The following is an 18,163-nucleotide window of genomic DNA, read 5'->3' as shown; positions in this document are numbered from 1 at the left end:
GCGGGCCCGGCGGCCACGGCCGCCGGGTGGTCGTCGGGTTGTCTGTACAACTTCCCAGGTGGTTCATCTCCGGGACGGCAGTCCGACGCCCCTCGGACACCCGGGCGCATCAGCCTGGACGCATGAGAGTCATCGTCGTAGGAGCAGGCGCGCTCGGCAGCATGCACGCCTGGCAGGCCGTCGAGCGCGGCCACGAGGTCGTCCACCTGGAGCGCGAGACCGAGGCCCGTGGCGCCTCCGTGCGCAACTTCGGCCTGGTCTGGGTCAGCGGCCGGGCGCAGGGCGAGGAACTGGACACCGCGCTGCGGGCCCGCGAACTGTGGGAGTCCATCGGCGCCCGCGTCCCGGACCTCGGCTTCCGGGCGAACGGGTCGCTCACCGCGATCCGCACCGAGGCCGAACTGGCCGTCGCCGAGCAGGCCCTGAACCTGCCGGACGCCGCCGCCCGCGGCTACCGGCTGCTCGACCCGGACGAGACCCGCGCCGTCAACCCGGCCCTGCGCGGCAAGCTGCTCGGCGCCCTGTGGTGCGAGCGCGACGCCGCCGTCGAGCCCCGCACCGCCCAGCGCGCGCTGCGCGGCCACCTGGAGTCCACCGGCCGGTACACCTTCCTGCCCGGGCGCGAGGTGCGCGAGGTGGTCGGCGAGAACGCCGTCCGCGACGACCACGGCGACGTCCACACCGGCGACCTGGTGATCCTCTGCACCGGCGCCTGGCTCGGCGGCCTGGTCCGCGAACTCGCCCCCGCCCTGCCGGTCCGCCGGGTCCGCCTCCAGATGATGCAGACCGACCCGCTCGGCGAGACCCTGACCACCTCCGTCGCCGACGGCGACAGCTTCCGCTACTACCCGGCCTTCGCCGGCACCGCCCTGGACCGGCTGCGCGAGACCCAGCCGCAGCCGCCGGTCGCCGCCGAGCACAGGATGCAGCTGCTGATGGTCCAGCGCAGCGACGGCGGCCTGACCATCGGCGACACCCACGAGTACGACCAGCCGTTCGGCTTCGACGTCGTCGAGGACCCGTACGACCACCTGGCCGGCGTGGTCGAGGAACTGCTCGGCCGCCCGATGCCGCGGATCCGCCGCCGCTGGGCCGGGGTGTACGCCCAGTGCGTCGACACCACCCGGGTCGTCCACCGCGAGCGCGTGCGCGACGGCGTCTGGCTGGTCACCGGCCCCGGTGGCCGCGGCATGACCTGCTCACCCGCCATCGCCGAGACCACCGCCGAACTCGCCAACCTGTAAGGAACCTTGTTGTGACCACCGATATCCGCCTGGTCGTGCTCGACATGGCCGGCACCACCGTCGCCGACGACGGCCTGGTCGAGCAGGCCTTCACCGCGGCCGCCGCGTCGCTCGGCGTCGAGGCCGGCAGCCCGGAGTTCGACCCGATGCTGGCCCACGTCCGGGCCACCATGGGCGAGTCCAAGATCTCCGTCTTCCGGCACCTGTTCGGCGAGGAGGAGAAGGCCCAGCGGGCCAACGCCGCCTTCGAGACCGCCTACGACGACCTGGTCGACGCCGGCCACTGCGCCGCCCTGCCCGGCGCCGCCGAGGCCATCGCCGAACTGCGCGGCCGGGGCCGCAAGGTGGTCCTCACCACCGGCTTCTCCCGGACCACCCAGGACCGCATCCTGGACGCCCTGGGCTGGCGGTCCGTCGCCGACCTGACCCTCTGCCCCGCCGAGGCCGGCCGCGGCCGCCCGTACCCCGACCTGGTGCTCACCGCGCTGCTGCGCACCGGCACCGACTCGGTCCACCAGGTCGCGGTCGCCGGCGACACCGGCTACGACATGCTGACCGGCACCCGGGCCGGCGCCCCGGTCGTCGCCGGCGTCCTCACCGGTGCCCACGACGAGGCCCGTCTGCGGGCCGACGGCGCGACCCACGTCCTCGGCTCGATCGCCGAACTGCCCGCCCTGCTGGGCTGATCCGGCACGCCGCCCCGGGCCCGGCCCGGGGCGGCGCCCGGCCGGTTCAGGCGACCGGCCGGCCCGGACGGTCGACGGCTCGGACGGCCGACGGCCCGGGCCGGCGCACCGACCAGAGCACGGCGCCGTCGATCAGGACGTTGCAGCCGAGGAACAGCAGCAGGTAGGCGGGGGAGCCGACCTCGCCGGGGAGCTTGGGGGCGACCCGCCCGGCCGGGTCCATCCGGACGGTGATCACGTCGCCGCGCTTGAACAGCGCGTCGCGCTCCTCCAGCGGGCCGCCCGGGACCTCGTCGTTCAGCTCCGTGGCGGCCAGGGTGTACGCCCGCCCGGTGCCGTGGAGCGAGTCGGTGACCTTCTCGTCGACCACCACGGCCCGTACCGTCCGGCCCGAGCCCAGGATCAGGTTGGTCCAGGCGGTGGAACCCGCGAGGTACGCGACGAAGGCGACCGCGCAGATGCCCGCGCTCCAGCCGAACATCCTCTTCTGGAACGCGGGGTTGGTGTCGGCGTCGCGGCGCAGGGCGAACGCGATCAGCATCACCAGGGGGTAGCCGAACCCGACCACGGTGGCGAGGAACGAGTTGACGTAGACGTCCAGCGCGATGACGGCGACGAGCATGGCGGTGGAGAGCGCGATGAGCGCCACCGCGCCCCCGAGCCGGCGCGGGCCGCTTCGGGTTCCCCGGCCGGGCGGAGCGACTGTCATCCGAAGGCCTTCCGGACGTTGTCCCACTGGTCGGGCGGCACGGTGTCGCGACTCTCGTCCCGGGGCGGGTGGAAGGAGATACCGCGGTACGCGGCGGCGACCAGCGGCAGCCACTCGTCCCAGTGGTCGACGTCCTCGGTGGTGAAGACGGCGGCGACCACGTACGGGCTCCACGGGTGCGGGATCAGCAGTTCGAGCTGGCGGACCGTGCCGACGGCCGACTCCGGTACGCCGAAGACCGCGCCGGGCACCGGGACGATCAGCTCGCGGGCGGCCAGGGCGGCACGGCCGAGCGGCAGGTCCACCACGCCGACGTCGGCGTCCGGCCAGGCCTCGGCCAGCTCCGCGGCGACCCGCGCGGGGTAGCTGCCCGGCGCGCCGAGGTCCTGCGGGCGGAGGAAGACGGAGAGCACGCCGTGGATCGGACCGCCGTCCCCGGCCCGGACCAGGCAGCCGGACACGTGGACGGCGCCCTCCCGCAGCTGGGCCTGGAGCGCGGTCTCGGAGGCGATCACGGCGGCGAGCTTCTGCTCGGCCCCGGCGTCGGGGAAGAGCGCGTCCAACTGCTCCGCGGCCCGGGCCATCCGGTCGCCGGGGTCCTCGTCCAGGTCGACGGCGGTGAAGCCCGCGGGCAGGTCGAGCCAGAGCGGCGGGGCGGTGGCCCCCGGGGTCTCAACGGCCATAGCCGGCCGCCCATCCGCCCATGCCGAGCAGGTTGCCGACGGTGGACACGCTGCCGATGATGACGTTGGCCTTGCCGCCGCCGGCCGCCATGCCCGCCGAGCCGATGACGCTGTTGCCGCCGGTGGTGTAGTTGACCGCACCGGCGAGGTTGTCGCTCGGGTTGTCCTGGGTGAGCGCGTACGCGGTCGGGGCGTTGAGCCCGGCGGTGGTGGCGGCCTGGACGCCGTCGGAGACGTTCATCGCGGTGGCCTTGGAGACGCCGAGCTTGATGGCCGGCTTCTCGATCGCCGTGGTGAAGAGCGGGTTGGCCGGGTCGATCCCCCGGGCGGCGGTCCGGACCTCGGTGGACCCGGCGGAGACCGCGCCGCGCACGCCCGCACCGGCGGCGCGGGCCTCCCGGACGGCGGTCACGCCCTTGGCCGCGACGCCCACGCCGGGGATCGCGCCGAGGACGTCGCCGCCCAGGGTCAGCCAGTTGCCGATGTTCTTCTGCGGCGGCCACAGCTGGCCCTTGGCGGCGTACTGGGTCGCGTGCGCGCCCGCGGCGGCGGCGCTCAGCAGGAGCGCCGGCAGCGCGAAGGCGGGGAAGAAGATCGCCGCGACGCCGCAGACGCCGGCCGCGACGGTCAGCAGGTCCGCGCCGTGGTTCTTGAACCAGTCGCCGACCTTGCTGAGCCAGCCGGGCTCCGGCGGGGCCTTGCTGTCGGCGGCCTTGCGGACGGCCTCGGCCGTCTTCTTCGCGTCCGACTGGTGGGTCCCGGCGAGCTCGTGGGCCTGCTTCTGGAGGCCGGCCAGCTCGTTGGAGGCGCTGGTGAGCAGGCCGGCGGCCGAGTCGAGGTGGCTCTTCGCCGTGTTGTAGCGCTGTTCGGCGGCGGCGAGGCTCGCGTCGTCGGAGTAGTGGCGGCCGGCCAGTTGGAGGTCGGGGGCGGCGGCCGCGGCGCTGTGCGCCCGGTCCGCTTCGTCCTTCTTCTTCTTGGCGGCGACCGCGGAGGCGGCCAACTCGGCCGCCTTGGGCTGGTGTTCGGTGAGCGCCTTGTACCAGACGTCGAGCGCCGTGTAAGCCGCGGTGATCGAGTCGGCGGCGTCCTGGAGGTAGCCGGGGAGCTTGTCGAACTGCTTGGCGAACTGCTTGGCGGCCTCGCCCGTCCACTCGCCCTGGTTGGAGGAGAGCTGGGAGAGCGTGGTGTGCACGCCGGTCAGGTGCTGGCCCACCCGGCGCAGACCGGCGCTGAGCGCGGTGACGGCGGCGGAGTCGCCGGGGGTGGGGTTGAAGCCGAGGCCGGACCAGTCGGGTGCCGGCGGCGTCGGGGCGCTCACGACTGGCCCGCCGGGGTGAGGACCTTGACGATGCTCTGCTCGGTGCCGTCGTAGTTCTTCTGCACCTGCTCCAGGCCCTCGTCCAGGACCTTGACGCACTCGCGGACCTTCTTCAGGCCGAACTGCCACTTGTCCTTGAAGTGCCCGCAGGCCTCGTCCAGGAAGTCGAAGCCGGTGCCGGTGTGGCCGGCCGCTTCGAAGGCCTTGAGCCCCTGTTCGAGTTCGTCGCCGCAGCCTTTGAGGTCCTGGGCCAGCTTGGCGAGGAATTCTGTACTGACTTTGAAGTCGGACACTTTCGCCCCCCGATGCGTCGTTCGTCGGACCGGGCGAGCATAGCCCCGACCAGTGCGCCGATGATCGCCCGTGCCGGGGCCCGGGGGAGGATGTTTGCGGGACCTTTACGGGCCGTCGACGCCTTCTTGACGTCGGCGGCCCGGCCCGGAGGGACGTGCGAAGGTCGGTCTCAGCGGCGCCAGAAGCCGCGCTTCTTCGGGGTGACGAGCCGCACCACGGCCGTGACGAACAGTTCGGCCACGGGCGAGGGCCCCGGGCCGTGGTTGAGGTGGCTCTCGGCGGTCCACTCGCCGAGGACGGTGCCGGGGCTGCCGTCGAAGGGGCTGAACGCGTGCTCCAGGGTCACGTAGCGCACCGACCTGGCGCCCTGGGGCTGGACGGCGGCGACGAAGTGGGCCTCGGTGGCGCCGACCGCGGTGGGCAGGGTGACCAGCAGCATGTGGTGGCCGTCGACCGACAGGTGCCGGCAGTCGAGGCCGTGGTGGGGCAGGCGGTCCCCGGGCGGCAGGGCGGCGCCGAGGTCGTCCCAGATCTGGGTGACGACGGGCAGCAGGCTGCCGCCGTCCGGGGTCGGGGTGGCCACGCGTGGGCCGAACTCCAGTACCTGGCAGGCGAGTTCGCGGTGGACGAAGCGGTAGTGATGGGGTCGGGGGTCCGTCATGGGGGACACCGTAGCGAAGGGTTCGGGGCGGGAGGTCGGCACGTCCGACGTCCCGCCCCGACAGGGTGGTTGACCAGCGTATTCGGAAATTGACGGACCGTCAGGGCCTTGTCAGGAGTGTCCGCCCTTGAGGTTGAGCACGACCACCCCGACGATCACCAGCGCTATGCCCAGCCACTGGAGCCGCCCGAGCGACTCGCCGAAGGCGACCACGCCGATCCCGGCGACCGCCGCGGTGCCGGCCCCGGACCAGACCGCGTAGGCGACCGAGACCGGTATGTGCTTGAGCGCGCGGCCGAGCAGCACGAAGGAGAGCGCGTAGCCGATGCCGACGCCGAGGCTCGGCCAGAGCCGGGTGAACCCCTCGGTGAGCTTGAGGCAGCTGGTGGCGCAGACCTCGCTGACGATGGCGAGGGCGAGCAGGAGATAGGGCATGTCAGGGTCGAACCGCGCCGGGACCGGCGAGCTTCCCGAGCAGGGCGAGGTCGGCCTGCTCCAGGCTGGCGAGCAGGGTGATCCGCTCGCCCCGGGGCATCGGCACCGCGGTGGACGGCACGGCGAGCACGGCGCAGCCGGCCGCGGTGGCGGAGGCGACCCCGGTCGGGGTGTCCTCGACGGCGAGGCAGGCCGCCGGGTCCAGGCCGAGCCGCTCGGCGGCGGCGAGGTACGGGTCGGGCGCGGGCTTGGTGCGCTCGGTGTCCTCGGCGGCCAGGGTGACGGCGAACCAGTCCCGGCCGATGGCGGACAGCACCAGGTCCACCACCCGGCGCGGGGAGGCGGAGACCAGCGCGGTGGGCACCCGGGCGTCGCGCAGCGAGGCCAGCAGGGCGAGCGCGCCGGGGCGCGGAACCGTCTCGGCGGCGACCTTGCCGGCGAAGGAATCGCCGAGCCGGGCGGCGAGTTCGGCCTCGCCGAGCGTGGTGCCGCTGACCCTGTGCAGGTGGGCGGCGGTGTGCTCGATGGCCTGGCCGAGCACCTCGGGGGCGTCCTGGTCGGTGAGCGGGCGGTTCAGTTCCTCGGCGAGTTCGGCGGCGGCCTGCCACCACAGCTGCTCGGTGTCCACCAGGGTGCCGTCCATGTCGAAGAGGACGGCGGCGGGCAGGACGGCGGCGGGCAGCGCGGCGGCGGGCGGGGCGGAGTTCCCGGGCAGAGCGGAGTCGGGCAGGGCGGAGTCAGGCATGGCGGTACCTTCGGTGGTTCTTCGGTGCTCCGGTGGACGGAGCAGGGAGGTACGAGGTTCTCAGGCGGTGCGGCGGTCCACCAGTACGGGGCGCTCCGGCAGGGTGAGCGCGGCCCGGGCGCCGGCCGGCAGGGCGGCGGCGGCCTCGGTGGGCAGGTCGGCCTTGACCTCGGTGCCGTCGTCCAGGCGGACGGTGAGCCGGGTGACGGCGCCCAGGAAGGAGGCGGTGACCACCAGCGCGGGGCCGTCCTCGGCCGGGGTCAGGGTGACGTTCTCCGGGCGGACCAGCACCTGGAGCTCGCCGTCGGCCGGGATCGCGCCGTCCACCGCGTGCCGGCGGCCGAGCACCTCGACGCCGTCCGAGGTGCGGGTGCACGGGATGCGGCTCATGGTGCCGACGAACTCGGCGACGAAGGCGGTGGCCGGCCGGCTGTACAGCTCGGACGGGACGGCGCACTGCTCCAGCCTGCCGGCCCGCAGCACCGCGACCCGGTCGGCCATCGACAGCGCCTCCTCCTGGTCGTGGGTGACGAACAGGGTGGTGATGCCCAGCTCCTGCTGGAGGCGGCGGATCTCGTCGCGCAGCTGGAGGCGGACCTTGGCGTCCAGCGCGGACAGCGGCTCGTCCAGCAGCAGGACGCGCGGCTGGAGGGCGAGCGCGCGGGCGAGCGCGATGCGCTGCTGCTGGCCGCCGGACATCTGGTGCGGGTAGTGGTCGGCGCGGTGCGGCAGGCCGACCAGCTCCAGCAGCTCCTGGGCCCGCTTGCGGCGCTCGGCCTTGCCGGTGCCGCGCATCCGCAGCCCGAAGGCGACGTTGTCCAGGGCGGTCAGGTGCGGGAAGAGGCTGTACGACTGGAACACCATGCCCGCGTCGCGCTTGTGCGCGGGGATCGCGGTGATGTCCCGGCCGTCGACCAGCACCTCGCCGGAGTCGTGCTGCTCGAAGCCGGCCAGGATGCGCAGCGCGGTGGTCTTGCCGCAGCCGGACGGCCCGAGCAGGGCGATCAGCTCGCCCGGGTGGACGGTCAGGTCCAGGCCGTCGAGGGCGGTGGTGGCGCCGAACGCGCGGCGCAGGGAGCGGAATTCGACGGTGGCGCTGCCGGGGGAGAGCGAGACGCCGTTGGCGATGGCGGTGGCCGTGGTCATGACTGGTGACTCCGGGGGGTTTCAGGAGGTGGCGGTCTTGGCGCGGCGCTCGCGCCCGGCGGTGGCCAGCAGGAGCAGCAGCAGCCAGGTGAGCAGCAGGCTCAGGATGGAGACCGCGACCGACATGTGGGCCTGGCTGTTGCCGACCGAGTAGATCCAGACCGGGAAGGGCTGGTAGCCGAGGATCGAGGCGGTGGTGAACTCGCCGAGGACCAGGGCCAGGGTGAGGAAGGAGGCGTTCAGCAGGGCACCGCGCAGGTTGGGCAGGACCACGGTGAACACCGCGCGCGGCCAGCTCGCGCCGCAGTTGCGGGCGGCCTCGACCAGGGTGCGCACGTCCATCGAGCGCAGGCCGGCGTCCAGCGCGCGGTAGGCGAGCGGCAGGGCCATCAGCACGTAGGCGACGACCAGCACCAGCGGGAAGTCCGGGTCCTGGACGAACACGAAGGTCTGGAAGAACGGGGTGTCCATCAGGTAGTCCGGGCCCCAGCGCAGCACGCCGATGAGGCCGGCGGTCAGGGCGACCGGCGGGACGACCAGCGGCAGGGTGCAGAGCACGTCGATGACCGGGCGCAGCTTCGGCGAGCCGAGCCGGACGGCGATCAGCGCCGGGACGAGCAGGAGCAGCAGCACCACGACGGTGACCACGGCGAGGCCGAGGGTCAGCCAGAGGCTGTCCAGGAAGCCGGGGGCGGAGAGCAGTCCGGTGTAGGCGGAGAAGGAGATGCCCTTGGGCTCGTCGATCGAGAACCAGAAGGAGGCCGCGAGCGGGACGACGAAGTAGACGCCGGCGAGCAGCAGCACGGCACCGCGCCACCAGCGCACGTCGCGTCGGCCGGGGCGGGCGGGGGTGGTCAGCTGAGCCATCGGGCGCTCCGGCGCTGGAGGGGGAGGTACACGGCCATCACCAGGACGGCCACGACGATCATGTTGAGGCTGAGGGCGAGGGCGAGGTTGCCCTGGCCGACCAGCACGTTGCCGGAGAGCGCGTCCGCGATCGAGCGGCTGACCAGCGGGACGGTCGCGCCGACCATGGCGGCGGCCGTCGCGTAGGCGGCGAAGGCGCTGCCGAAGAGCAGCACGAAGCCGCCGAGCAGGGAGGGCAGCAGGATCGGCAGGGCGACGTGGAGCCAGTACTGGAGGTTGGTGGCCCGGTTGTTCTGGGCCGCCTCGCGCCACTGGGTCCGCAGGCCGTCCAGGGCCGGGGTGATGGTGAGCACCATCAGCGGGACGAGGAAGTACAGGTAGACGACCGTCAGGCCGGTGAAGGAGTACAGCGACCAGCCGTGGTCGGTGAGGTGCAGCAGCCTGGTGATCTCACCGGCGTTGCCGAGGGTGGCGACGAACGCGAAGGCGAGCGGCAGGCCGCCGAAGTTGGCGAGCACGCCGGAGGCGGTGAGCACCGCCTGGCGCAGCCAGCCGCGCCGGGAGGTGACGACGGCCTGGGCGAGCGGTACGCCGAGCACGGTGGCGAGCAGCGCGGTCAGCGCGGAGAGCTTGAGGCTGCTCAGCATGGCCGTCCGGTAGCCGCCCTGGACGGAGGCCGTCAGGTTGTCGAAGGTGAACTGCCCGGCGCCGCTCTCCGCGTCGCTGGAGGTGGTGAACGCGCCGATCACGATGGCGACGCAGGGAAGTCCGAAGCCGATCAGGAAGAACAGCAGCAGCGGCACGGTGGCCAGCCAGGAGGCGCCGCCGAGGCGGGCGAGCGGCCGGCGCCGCGGGGCGGGGGCGGTGCTCGTGGGGGAGGTGGTCGTGGCGGTGGCGGACGCCCCCGCGCCGCCACCGGGGGAGGTGGCGGCGGGGGTGGTCGGCACCGGGGTGGGAGCCGTGGTCATGAGTGCCTTTTCTCAGCCCGAAGTGCGGTACGTGGCCGGGGTGTCAGCCCGCGACGGCCTTGGTCCAGTTCTCGGTGACGACCTTCTTGGCCGCGTTGATCTGGTCGACGGTCGGGAAGGTGGTGAACGGCTTCTCGACGGCCGGCAGCTTGGCGGCCGCGGTGGTGTCCAGGGTGCCGTCCTTCTTCAGGGCCTCGAAGGTGGACGGGGTGGCGTAGCCGCCGAGGAAGAGGTTCTGGCCCTCGGTGCTGAACAGGTACTCCTGCCACAGGCGGGCGGCCGCCGGGTGCGGGGCCCACTTGTTGACGGCCTGGTTGTAGAACTGGGCGTAGGAGCCGTCGGTCGGGATGGAGACCTTCCAGTCGACGCCCTTGTCCTTGAACTCGTCGGTGTAACCGGCGTTCAGGTAGGACCAGTCGATCGAGATCGGGGTCTCGCCCTTCTCGACGGTGGCCGGGGTCGACTCGACCGGGTTGAAGTTGCCGGACTGCTTCAGCTTGCCGAAGAAGTCGATGCCGGGCTGGACGTTGTCCAGCGAACCGCCGTTGGCGAGCGCGGCCGCGTAGACGCCGCCGAAGGCGGAGCCGGACTTGGTCGGGTTGCCGTTGAGGGCGACCTGGCCCTTGTACTCGGGCTTGAGCAGGTCGGCGAAGGTCTTCGGGCAGTTGGCGATCTTCTTGGCGTCGCAGCCGATGGAGACGTAGCCGCCGTAGTCGTTGACGGCGGCGCCGTTCGCGTCCTTCATGGTGTCCGGCACCTTGTCGAAGGTGGCGACCTTGTAGGGGGCGAGGATGCCGTCCTTGACCGCCTGGAGGGCGAAGGCGCTGCCGAGGTCGACCACGTCGGGGGCGCGGTCCTGGCCCTTGCGGGAGTTGACCGCGTTGATCTCGTCCTGGCTGGAGCCGTCCGGGTTCTCCTCCTCGACCTCGATGCCGTACTTGGCCTTGAAGCCGTCGATGATCTTGCCGTAGTTCGCCCAGTCCCGGGGCAGCGTGATGACGTGCAGCTTGCCCTCCTTCTTGGCCGCGGCGATCAGGCCGTCCATGCCGCCGAAGTCGGCGGCCGAGGTGGCCGTCTTGGCGTCCTTGGCGCCGTCCTTGGCGGCGTCGCCGGACTTGGCGCTCGAACCGGCGGAGCCGCAGGCGGTGAGGGAGAGCGCGGCGGCGGTCAGTACGGCCGCGAAGGCGGCGGCGCGGGCGCGGTGCACGGTCACGGGGAAGTCTCCTGTTAAGGGGGCGTACTGCGAGGGGCGTTCGCGGGGGGTTCCGCGGGCCTGCGTCTCGCGAAGGGCGGCGGACCGGCCGGGTGGGCGATCGATCGACGTCGTCCGAGTTGACTAGCCAACTTCGCTGACAGCAGTAAGTACGCCGGAGGCCGGTGACGGGAAGATGAACGGACGGCCCAGAACCGGGGTCGGCTGCGGGAACGGTGGAATCCGGCCATCGGAGCGTGAACCGTTCGGTGCGATGCTTCGAAGGCGCAGCGGGATAAGGTCGGGCAGTCCGCGCCGGTACGGCTGCGCGGGACACCGCCCCAGGAGGGACATTGACTGACGTGGCAACTGAGCCCCAGCGCCCCGGGACCGAGGGGCGCCCGGCCGCCGGGGACCACTCGGCCGCCGCGGAGCCCGCGGCCGAGCGCCCCGGCGCGCTGTACCGGAAGGTGGCCGCCGACCTGCGCGAGGCGATCACCACCGGCGCGTACGGCGAGGCCGGCCGGCTGCCCGCCGAGGGCACGCTGGCCGAGCAGTACGGCGTCTCCCGCGGCACCGTCCGCCAGGCCCTCGCGGTGCTGCGCTCCGACGGACTGGTCACCTCCCGCCGCGGCACCCGCCGGGTGGTCCTCGGCGGCGCCCGGGTGCAGAGCTTCTCCGAACTCCTCAGCTTCACGCACTGGGCGTACTCGATGGGCGAGGAGCCCGGCGGCATCCTGGACTCGCTGGTGCGCCGCCCGGCCGACGCCGCCGAGCGCGAGCAACTGCGCCTGGAGCCGGGCGCCGAGGTGTACGTCATCGTCCGGCTGCGGACGCTGTCCGGCACGCCGGTGATGGTCGAGCGCACCGTGTACCCGCCGCGGGTCGGCGAGATCGTCGCCGAGCTGCCGCCGGACGTGGTCTCGCACACCGAAGTGCTGCGCGAGCACGGCATCCTGTTCACCGACGCCGACCACACCATCGACGTCGTCCCGGCCAACGCCGAGGACGCCCGGCTGCTCGGCTGCCGCCGGGGCGGTCCGCTGCTGCGCGAGCGGCGGCGCACGACCGACCCGACGGGCACGCCGGTGGAGTGGTCCCAGGACCGCTACCTGCCCGGGACGGTGGCGTTCAGCGTGCACAACTCCCTGGCCACCTCGGCGCTTTCGCGGCACGCGCGGGAGCTGGACTGAGTCCCTTGCGCGTGCCGCACGGGCGTCCTCACGGCGTCAGCGCCCTCACGGCGTCAGCGCCCTCCTGTGGTGGGCGCCCTCACGGCGTGAGCGCCCTCACGGCGTGAGCGCCCTCACCGCATGAGGGCGGCGAGCAGCGGGCGGTAGTGCTCGAAGCCGGGCGTCGGGGCGCCCGCCACCTTCGCCTGCTCGTCCCAGCGCCGCACCGCCACCGCGTCCCGCGCGCCCGGGAGTTCGGCGAAGGCGGCGGCCCGGCGCTCGTCCATCGGGCCGCCCTGGACGCCCAGGGTGTACTCGGAGGCCGCGGAGAGCCACTCCCGGTACCCGGGCTCGACCGCGCACAGGTAGCGCTTGGCGGCCACGTGCAGCCGGACCGGCCCGGTGACCTCCGGGCCGAACCAGCGGGCCAGCCAGTCGGCCCCGGAGTCGCTGTGGCGATTGTCCTGACCCTCCATCAGATCCAGTCCGTGTGCGGACCCTTGGCCGCGCTCGTCGAAGAAGTGGCCGACGTCGTGCAGCAGCGCGGCGGCGACCAGGTGCGCCGGCGCCCCGGCGGCCTCGGCGGCGGCGGCGGCCTGGAGCATGTGCTCGGCCATGGTGACCTCCTCGCCCAGGTACTCCCCGGCGCCCTCGCCCGCGAACAGGGCGGCGATCGCGTCCAGCGCGGTGGCGCGGCGGCGCAGCACCGCGAGGGTGCTGTTCAGGGAGTCGAGGTCGGCGTAGCAGCCCTGGAGGTGGCGGTGGCCGTCCTGCCGGAAGGCCGTCCGGGCGTGCATCAGGCGGGTGTTGTCGAAGATCAGGCAGTCGCCGGGGCCGAGCCGGAAGGTGAGCCGGAGTCCGGGGCGCAGGGTGATCGCGGCGAAGCGGCGGTAGGCGGCGTAGAAGGCGTTCAGGCCGTCCGGGGCGCCGGCCCGGACGGTGCCGATCGAGCGGTTGTTGAACCTGACCTCGCGGATCCGGCCCAGCGGGTCCACGTCGATCAGCGGGCGGTCGGCGCGCAGTTCGGTGCCCCGGTCGCGGAAGACGAACGGGACGGGCGTACGGGTGAGGACCTCGAACGCGGCCGGCGCCTCCTCCCGGAGGAGCGCCGCGGCCTTGAACCCGTCCACCAGCCCGGAGTCGCCGCCGGTCGCCGAGTTCTCCAGGCAGTGCAGCAGCTGGAGGGTCGGCACCGGGTCCCGGTACGGGTTGTCGGTGTGCGGGGCGATGGCGACGCTGGTGAAGGCGAGGTTGTTCGGGTCCGGCTCGACCCGGACGTCGAACAGCTCCCCGTAGTTGGTGACCCGTACGTGGCCGAAGCTCTCCGCCACCCGCAGCACCTGCCGCTGGACGGCCGGCACCCCGCGCAGCACGGCGAAGCCGTCGTCCCGTACGGCGGCCAGCACCGCGGCCCGCTCGGCCGGGTCGGCCAGGTAGGCCTCCCACCGCGCCTGCGGGAGGCCGGACGCGAAGTCCGCCGCCGTCCAGAGCCGCTTGCCCCGCTCGGTGCGCCCGTCGCCCTCGTCGGCCCGGTCGAGCCACTCCAGCGGGTAGCGGGAGCGGTGGCCGTCCGACCAGTGCACCTCCAGGTGTCCGTCGGCCTCCGCGCTCCCGGCGACCGCCAGGTCCTCGGGCAGGTCGTCGATCTGGAACAGCTTCTGTCCGTTGCGCGGGTCCCGGCACTCGGCGCACGGGCAGTTGTCGCGCAGCCAGTACGGCGGCAGTTCGGTCATCGGTCTTCTCCTCGGCGGCACTACGGCTGTCGTATGGACTGAAGTTGTATAGCCAACTTCAAGCTCTGTCCGGGAGCCTGCCTGCCGCCGGTGAGTTCCACGTGCCGGGCGGGTGAACGCTTCGGAAACTGTGCCGACGGGCGGTTCCCGCGGGCTGTTCGGGTGAGGGGCGCGGGGTGCGGGGCGTTTCGGGGAGGGGAGGCGCCCGGGCTGGGGCACTGTCGGAGGAATTCCTCCTGCTTCGAGAGGCGATCGGCCATGGCCCATTCCTCCTCCAATCCGCCCGGCTCGGGGCACACCGGGCTACGGCGCGAGGTCGGCGTCATCGGACTGCTCTGGGCCTCGGTCGGGGCGATCATCGGCTCCGGCTGGCTCTTCGGGGCGCAGAAGGCGGCGGTGGCCGCCGGGCCGGCGGCGCTGCTGTCCTGGGGCATCGGCGCGGTGGCGATCATCCTGCTGGCGCTGGTCCACGCCGAGCTGGGCGGGCTGTTCCCGGTGGCGGGCGGGACGGCGCGCTACCCGCACTACGCCTTCGGCGGGTTCGCCGGGATGTCCTTCGGCTGGTTCACCTGGCTGCAGGCCGCGACCATCGCGCCGATCGAGGTGCAGGCGATGATCAACTACGCCCAGCACTGGAGCTGGGCGGACGGCCTGCTGAACAAGAACCTGACGCTGACCGGCTGGGGATTCGTCGTCGCGGCCGCCCTGCTCGGAGTCTTCGTCGCGGTCAACTTCCTCGGCGTGCGGCTGCTCGCCCACACCAACAGCGCGGCCACCGTGTGGAAGGTCGCCATCCCGGTGCTGACCATCTTCGCGCTCGGCCTCACCGAGTTCCACGGCTCCAACTTCGACGTGCACGGCTTCGCGCCGGACGGCGCCAAGGGCGTGCTCACCGCGATCAGCAGCAGCGGGGTGATCTTCGCGCTGCTCGGCTTCGAACAGGCCATCCAGTGGGCGGGGGAGAGCCGCAACCCGCGCCGGGACATCCCCCGCGCGGTGCTCGGCTCGGTGGTGGTCGGCACCATCGTCTACGTGATGCTCCAGGTGGTGTTCATCGGCGCACTGCCGCCGGAGACCTTCGCCCAGGGCTGGAGCACCCTCGACTACCCCGGGATCAGCGGACCGTTCGCCGGCCTGGCGACCCTGATCGGCCTGGGCTGGCTGGCCACCGTGCTGTTCATCGACGCGGTCATCTCGCCGGCCGGCACCGGACTGGTCTACATCACCTCCAGCTCCCGGGTCACCTACGGCCTGAGCCGCAACGGCTACGCGCCGCAGGTGCTGCAGTCCACCGACAAGCGCGCGGTGCCCTGGCTGGGCCTGCTCATCGCCTGGGTGGCCGGGGTGATCTGCTTCCTGCCCTTCCCGAGCTGGCAGCGGCTGGTCGGCTTCATCACCTCGGCGGTGGTGCTGATGTACGCGGGCGCCCCGCTGGCCTTCGGGGTGCTGCGCAAGCGGCTGCCGAAGATGGAGCGCTCGTACCACCTGCCCGGCGGCTCGGTGATCTCGCCGCTGGCCTTCGTGGTGGCGAGCCTGGTCATCTACTGGTCCGGCTGGGACACCCTGTGGCGTCTGGGCCTGGCGATCGTGATCGGCTACGCGCTGCTCGGCGGGTACTCCTGGTACGCGCGCTCCAAGGGGCTGCCGAACGCGCCCCGGATGGACTTCCGAGCCGGGCAGTGGCTGCCGGTCTACCTGCTCGGCATGGGCCTGATCTCCTGGCAGGGCACCTTCGGCGCGGGCGCGAAGGGGAACCTGCCGCTGTGGTGGGACATCGTGGTCGTGGTGGTGTTCTCGCTGGTCGTCTACTACTGGGCGCTGGCGATCGCGCTGCCGACGGAGGAGATCGAGCGGAACATCCGCGGCGTCGAGGTGGTGGACGTCAACGGCCACTGAGCCCGGGCATGGCCGAGGCCCCCGCAGGGTCCTGCGGGGGCCTCGGCCGTGGGAGCCCGAACCGCTCAGGCCGGGACGGTCGCGCTCCAGGCGGCCTCGGCGGCGGCCAGCGCGGGCGCCGGGTCGGCGTCCGTCGCCCCGGCCAGGGCCGACAGGCAGGCGCGGACGGTGTCCAGCGCGGCCGCCTGCCCGTAGTGGTTGACCCGCAGCATCGAGCCGGCCAGGGCGCCGCCGCCCGGCTGGACGGGCAGGGCCGGGTCGAGGCGGGCGGCGAGGGCGCTCGCGTCGACGCCGTCCGGGGTGCGCAGGGTGGTGGCGACCGGGGCCGCGTGGGCGTCCTCGACGACGTACGGGGCCAGGGTGCCGAGCGCGCGGACGCCGGCCCGGGTGGCGGCCGAGGCGGCGCGGTGGCGGGCGATCACGGCCGGCAGGCCGTCGGCGGCGATCCGGTCCAGGCAGGCGCCGAGCGCGAGCATCTCCAGCTGGGCCGGGGCGTGCGGCAGCACCGCGCGGCCGGCGTCGGTCCAGCGCTCCTTCCAGTCGAGCAGCGAGAGGTAGGAGCGGCGCGGGGCGGCCGGGTTGGCGGCGATCCGCTCCCAGGCGCGCGCGGAGACGGAGACGGCGGAGACCCCGGCCGGGCCGCCCATCGCCTTCTGGCCGCCGATGACGCACAGGTCGACACCCCACTCGTCGGTGAGCAGCGGCTCGGCGGCGACGGAGGCGACCGCGTCGAGCATCAGCAGCGCGCCGTGCTCGCGGACCACGGCACCGATCCCGGCGACCGGGTTGGTGTTGCCGGTGGCGGCCTCGGCGTGCACCAGGGAGACGAAGTCGATCTCCGGGTGGGCGTCGAGGGCCTCGGCCACCTGCTCGGCGCTCACCGCGCTGTCGAAGGGCACGGCCAGGTCGACGACCTTCGCCCCGCAGGAGCGCAGCCAGTTGCCGAAGGTCTGCCCGTACGGGCCGGTGACGATGTTGAGGGCGGTCGAGCCGGGGTGCGCGGCGCCGCGGATCGCGGCCTCCAGGGGCAGGAGCGCCTCGCCCTGGGTGACGATCACATCGGCCTCGGTGTGCAGCAGCGCGGCCACCCGGTCCTCGATCGCCGCGAACTCGGCGGCGCTGAGCGGGGGCAGGTCGAGGAAGGGACTCACGTCTTGATCGCCTTTCGCGGGGGTGGGGTGCGGAAACGAGTCTGCCGCATCATGGCTGATTGCACGGAACCCGCCCGTCGGTAGAGTGCGGCCATGAGCGATGGCGCGGTGCTGCACGTGCGGGGTCGGGTGCTGGTCGGTCCGCAGGACGTCCGGGACGAACTCTGGGTGGTGGACGGCCGGGTGAGCTTCACCCGCCCGCCGACCGCCGGGGACGTGCGGACGGTGAACGGCTGGGTGCTGCCCGGCCTGGTGGACGCGCACTGCCACGTCGGCCTGGACGCGCACGGCGCGGTGGACGCCGCGACCAGCGAGAAGCAGGCGCTCACCGACCGGGACGCCGGCACCCTGCTGATCCGCGACGCCGGCTCGGCCGCCGACACCCGGTGGATCGACGAGCGCGAGGACCTGCCCCGGATCATCCGGGCCGGGCGGCACATCGCCCGCACCCGCCGCTACATCCGCAACTACGCGCACGAGATCGAACCCGGCGACCTGGCCGCCTACGTGCGGGCCGAGGCCCGGCGCGGGGACGGCTGGGTGAAGCTGGTCGGCGACTGGATCGACCGCGAGCGCGGCGACCTCGCCGCCTGCTGGCCCGGCGACGCGCTGGCCGAGGCGATCGCGGCGGCGCACGAGGAGGGTGCCCGGGTCACCGCGCACTGCTTCTCCGCCGAGTCGCTGCCGGACCTGCTGGCGGCCGGGATCGACTGCGTCGAGCACGCCACCGGGCTGACCGAGGAGCTGATCCCGGCCTTCGCCGAGCGCGGGGTGGCGATCGTGCCGACGCTGGTCAACATCGCCACCTTCCCGGACCTCGCGGCCGGCGGCGAGGCCAAGTTCCCGGCCTGGTCGGCGCACATGCGGCGGCTGCACGAGCGCCGGTACGACACCGTGGGCGCCGCGCACGACGCCGGCATCCCGGTGTTCGTCGGGACGGACGCGGGCGGCTCGCTGGCGCACGGGCTGGTCGCGGACGAGGTGGCGGAGCTGGTGAAGGCGGGGCTGAGCCCGGCGCAGGCGCTGTCGGCCGCGAGCTGGGGAGCGCGCGAGTGGCTGGGGCGGCCGGGCCTGGAGGAGGGCGCGCCGGCGGACTTCGTGGTGTACGCGCAGGATCCGCGGGCGGACGTCCGGGTGCTCGCGGACCCGCGGCTGGTGGTGCTGCGGGGGCGGCCGGTCGGGTAGGCCCGCGGTGTGGGGGGGGGGGGGGGGGGGACCCCCCCCCGCGCCCCGGGCCCCGTGTGGTTTTAAAAAAAAAGACCC

At 73.5% G+C, this 18,163-nt stretch carries 18 protein-coding genes; 5 read left to right on the top strand and 13 right to left on the bottom strand.

Annotated elements, in window-relative coordinates; all coding sequences use genetic code 11:
* Positions 1–122: 122 nt before the first annotated feature.
* Both ACWGJO_RS04790 and ACWGJO_RS04785 read left to right on the top strand, forming a co-directional pair.
* On the top strand, positions 123–1,244 hold the full coding sequence (locus ACWGJO_RS04790; protein ID WP_452182153.1) for a TIGR03364 family FAD-dependent oxidoreductase: 1,122 nt from the start codon (positions 123–125) through the stop codon (positions 1,242–1,244).
* An 11-nt stretch (positions 1,245–1,255) separates the two neighbouring features.
* Positions 1,256–1,930 (top strand): phosphonatase-like hydrolase, encoded by a 675-nt coding sequence (locus tag ACWGJO_RS04785; protein WP_387730833.1) that lies wholly within the window; start codon positions 1,256–1,258, stop codon positions 1,928–1,930.
* Between the two features lie 46 nt (positions 1,931–1,976).
* Here ACWGJO_RS04785 and ACWGJO_RS04780 read toward each other — a convergent pair whose 3' ends face one another.
* The 11 genes from ACWGJO_RS04780 to ACWGJO_RS04730 form a co-directional block, all read right to left on the bottom strand.
* A complete protein-coding gene (locus ACWGJO_RS04780) occupies positions 1,977–2,639 on the bottom strand; it encodes a hypothetical protein (protein ID WP_452182152.1) in 663 nt (220 codons plus the stop codon).
* Positions 2,636–3,322, bottom strand: coding sequence for a hypothetical protein (locus ACWGJO_RS04775; RefSeq protein ID WP_452182151.1), 687 nt, complete (start codon positions 3,320–3,322; stop codon positions 2,636–2,638). The genes ACWGJO_RS04780 and ACWGJO_RS04775 overlap by 4 nt, the downstream gene beginning before the upstream one ends.
* A complete protein-coding gene (locus ACWGJO_RS04770; RefSeq protein ID WP_380353736.1) occupies positions 3,312–4,640 on the bottom strand; it encodes a WXG100 family type VII secretion target in 1,329 nt (442 codons plus the stop codon). The genes ACWGJO_RS04775 and ACWGJO_RS04770 overlap by 11 nt, the downstream gene beginning before the upstream one ends.
* Positions 4,637–4,933: a hypothetical protein gene (locus ACWGJO_RS04765; RefSeq protein WP_359905419.1), complete on the bottom strand. Its 297-nt coding sequence runs from the start codon at positions 4,931–4,933 to the stop codon at positions 4,637–4,639. The genes ACWGJO_RS04770 and ACWGJO_RS04765 overlap by 4 nt, the downstream gene beginning before the upstream one ends.
* Positions 4,934–5,103: 170 nt before the next feature.
* Entirely contained in the window at positions 5,104–5,595 is a 492-nt protein-coding gene (locus ACWGJO_RS04760; RefSeq protein ID WP_452182150.1) for a hypothetical protein, read from the bottom strand.
* Positions 5,596–5,706: 111 nt separating this feature from the next.
* Positions 5,707–6,030 (bottom strand): DMT family transporter, encoded by a 324-nt coding sequence (locus tag ACWGJO_RS04755; RefSeq protein ID WP_359905424.1) that lies wholly within the window; start codon positions 6,028–6,030, stop codon positions 5,707–5,709.
* Position 6,031: 1 nt separating this feature from the next.
* Complete coding sequence (locus ACWGJO_RS04750; RefSeq protein ID WP_452182149.1) at positions 6,032–6,775, bottom strand: HAD family hydrolase; 744 nt, start codon at positions 6,773–6,775, stop codon at positions 6,032–6,034.
* Between the two features lie 60 nt (positions 6,776–6,835).
* Complete coding sequence (locus ACWGJO_RS04745; RefSeq protein ID WP_387685733.1) at positions 6,836–7,921, bottom strand: ABC transporter ATP-binding protein; 1,086 nt, start codon at positions 7,919–7,921, stop codon at positions 6,836–6,838.
* 21 nt (positions 7,922–7,942) lie between these two features.
* The gene (locus ACWGJO_RS04740; protein WP_387685735.1) at positions 7,943–8,788 is read right to left on the bottom strand and encodes an ABC transporter permease; all 846 of its coding nucleotides are present in this window, start codon (positions 8,786–8,788) and stop codon (positions 7,943–7,945) included.
* Complete coding sequence (locus ACWGJO_RS04735) at positions 8,776–9,756, bottom strand: ABC transporter permease (protein ID WP_452182148.1); 981 nt, start codon at positions 9,754–9,756, stop codon at positions 8,776–8,778. Before ACWGJO_RS04735 ends, ACWGJO_RS04740 begins: the two co-directional genes overlap by 13 nt.
* Before the next feature lie 43 nt (positions 9,757–9,799).
* Positions 9,800–10,969: an ABC transporter substrate-binding protein gene (locus tag ACWGJO_RS04730; RefSeq protein ID WP_452182147.1), complete on the bottom strand. Its 1,170-nt coding sequence runs from the start codon at positions 10,967–10,969 to the stop codon at positions 9,800–9,802.
* Between the two features lie 341 nt (positions 10,970–11,310).
* Between ACWGJO_RS04730 and ACWGJO_RS04725 the strand changes: the two genes are divergently transcribed.
* Positions 11,311–12,141, top strand: a complete 831-nt coding sequence (locus ACWGJO_RS04725) for a GntR family transcriptional regulator (RefSeq protein WP_452182146.1) — start codon at positions 11,311–11,313, stop codon at positions 12,139–12,141.
* A gap of 113 nt (positions 12,142–12,254) precedes the next feature.
* Here the strand turns inward: ACWGJO_RS04725 and tmpA are convergent, their stop codons facing one another.
* Positions 12,255–13,853 (bottom strand): 2-trimethylaminoethylphosphonate dioxygenase, encoded by a 1,599-nt coding sequence (gene tmpA / locus ACWGJO_RS04720; RefSeq protein ID WP_452182145.1) that lies wholly within the window; start codon positions 13,851–13,853, stop codon positions 12,255–12,257.
* Positions 13,854–14,111: 258 nt separating this feature from the next.
* On the opposite strand from tmpA, the gene ACWGJO_RS04715 reads away from it, so the two are divergent.
* Positions 14,112–15,749 (top strand): APC family permease, encoded by a 1,638-nt coding sequence (locus ACWGJO_RS04715; protein ID WP_359905447.1) that lies wholly within the window; start codon positions 14,112–14,114, stop codon positions 15,747–15,749.
* Between the two features lie 65 nt (positions 15,750–15,814).
* Here ACWGJO_RS04715 and ACWGJO_RS04710 read toward each other — a convergent pair whose 3' ends face one another.
* Positions 15,815–16,900 (bottom strand): pyridoxal-phosphate-dependent aminotransferase family protein, encoded by a 1,086-nt coding sequence (locus tag ACWGJO_RS04710; protein WP_452182144.1) that lies wholly within the window; start codon positions 16,898–16,900, stop codon positions 15,815–15,817.
* A 93-nt stretch (positions 16,901–16,993) separates the two neighbouring features.
* Between ACWGJO_RS04710 and ACWGJO_RS04705 the strand changes: the two genes are divergently transcribed.
* On the top strand, positions 16,994–18,085 hold the full coding sequence (locus tag ACWGJO_RS04705; protein ID WP_380553153.1) for an amidohydrolase family protein: 1,092 nt from the start codon (positions 16,994–16,996) through the stop codon (positions 18,083–18,085).
* Positions 18,086–18,163: the final 78 nt, after the last annotated feature.

It is taken from the genome of Kitasatospora sp. NPDC054795, assembly GCF_053611565.1.
This window is presented reverse-complemented; position numbering and strand designations above follow the sequence as displayed.

What these genes read in the sequence shown, in the direction of transcription:
- ACWGJO_RS04790 (WP_452182153.1), top strand. Translation starts at nt 123, where the DNA reads ATGAGAGTCATCGTCGTAGGAGCAGGCGCGCTCGGCAGCATGCACGCC.
- ACWGJO_RS04780 (WP_452182152.1), bottom strand. Translation starts at nt 2,639, where the DNA reads ATGACAGTCGCTCCGCCCGGCCGGGGAACCCGAAGCGGCCCGCGCCGG.
- ACWGJO_RS04775 (WP_452182151.1), bottom strand. Translation starts at nt 3,322, where the DNA reads ATGGCCGTTGAGACCCCGGGGGCCACCGCCCCGCCGCTCTGGCTCGAC.
- ACWGJO_RS04760 (WP_452182150.1), bottom strand. Translation starts at nt 5,595, where the DNA reads ATGACGGACCCCCGACCCCATCACTACCGCTTCGTCCACCGCGAACTC.
- ACWGJO_RS04755 (WP_359905424.1), bottom strand. Translation starts at nt 6,030, where the DNA reads ATGCCCTATCTCCTGCTCGCCCTCGCCATCGTCAGCGAGGTCTGCGCC.
- ACWGJO_RS04750 (WP_452182149.1), bottom strand. Translation starts at nt 6,775, where the DNA reads ATGCCTGACTCCGCCCTGCCCGACTCCGCTCTGCCCGGGAACTCCGCC.
- ACWGJO_RS04745 (WP_387685733.1), bottom strand. Translation starts at nt 7,921, where the DNA reads ATGACCACGGCCACCGCCATCGCCAACGGCGTCTCGCTCTCCCCCGGC.
- ACWGJO_RS04740 (WP_387685735.1), bottom strand. Translation starts at nt 8,788, where the DNA reads ATGGCTCAGCTGACCACCCCCGCCCGCCCCGGCCGACGCGACGTGCGC.
- ACWGJO_RS04735 (WP_452182148.1), bottom strand. Translation starts at nt 9,756, where the DNA reads ATGACCACGGCTCCCACCCCGGTGCCGACCACCCCCGCCGCCACCTCC.
- tmpA (WP_452182145.1), bottom strand. Translation starts at nt 13,853, where the DNA reads ATGACCGAACTGCCGCCGTACTGGCTGCGCGACAACTGCCCGTGCGCC.
- ACWGJO_RS04715 (WP_359905447.1), top strand. Translation starts at nt 14,112, where the DNA reads ATGGCCCATTCCTCCTCCAATCCGCCCGGCTCGGGGCACACCGGGCTA.
- ACWGJO_RS04705 (WP_380553153.1), top strand. Translation starts at nt 16,994, where the DNA reads ATGAGCGATGGCGCGGTGCTGCACGTGCGGGGTCGGGTGCTGGTCGGT.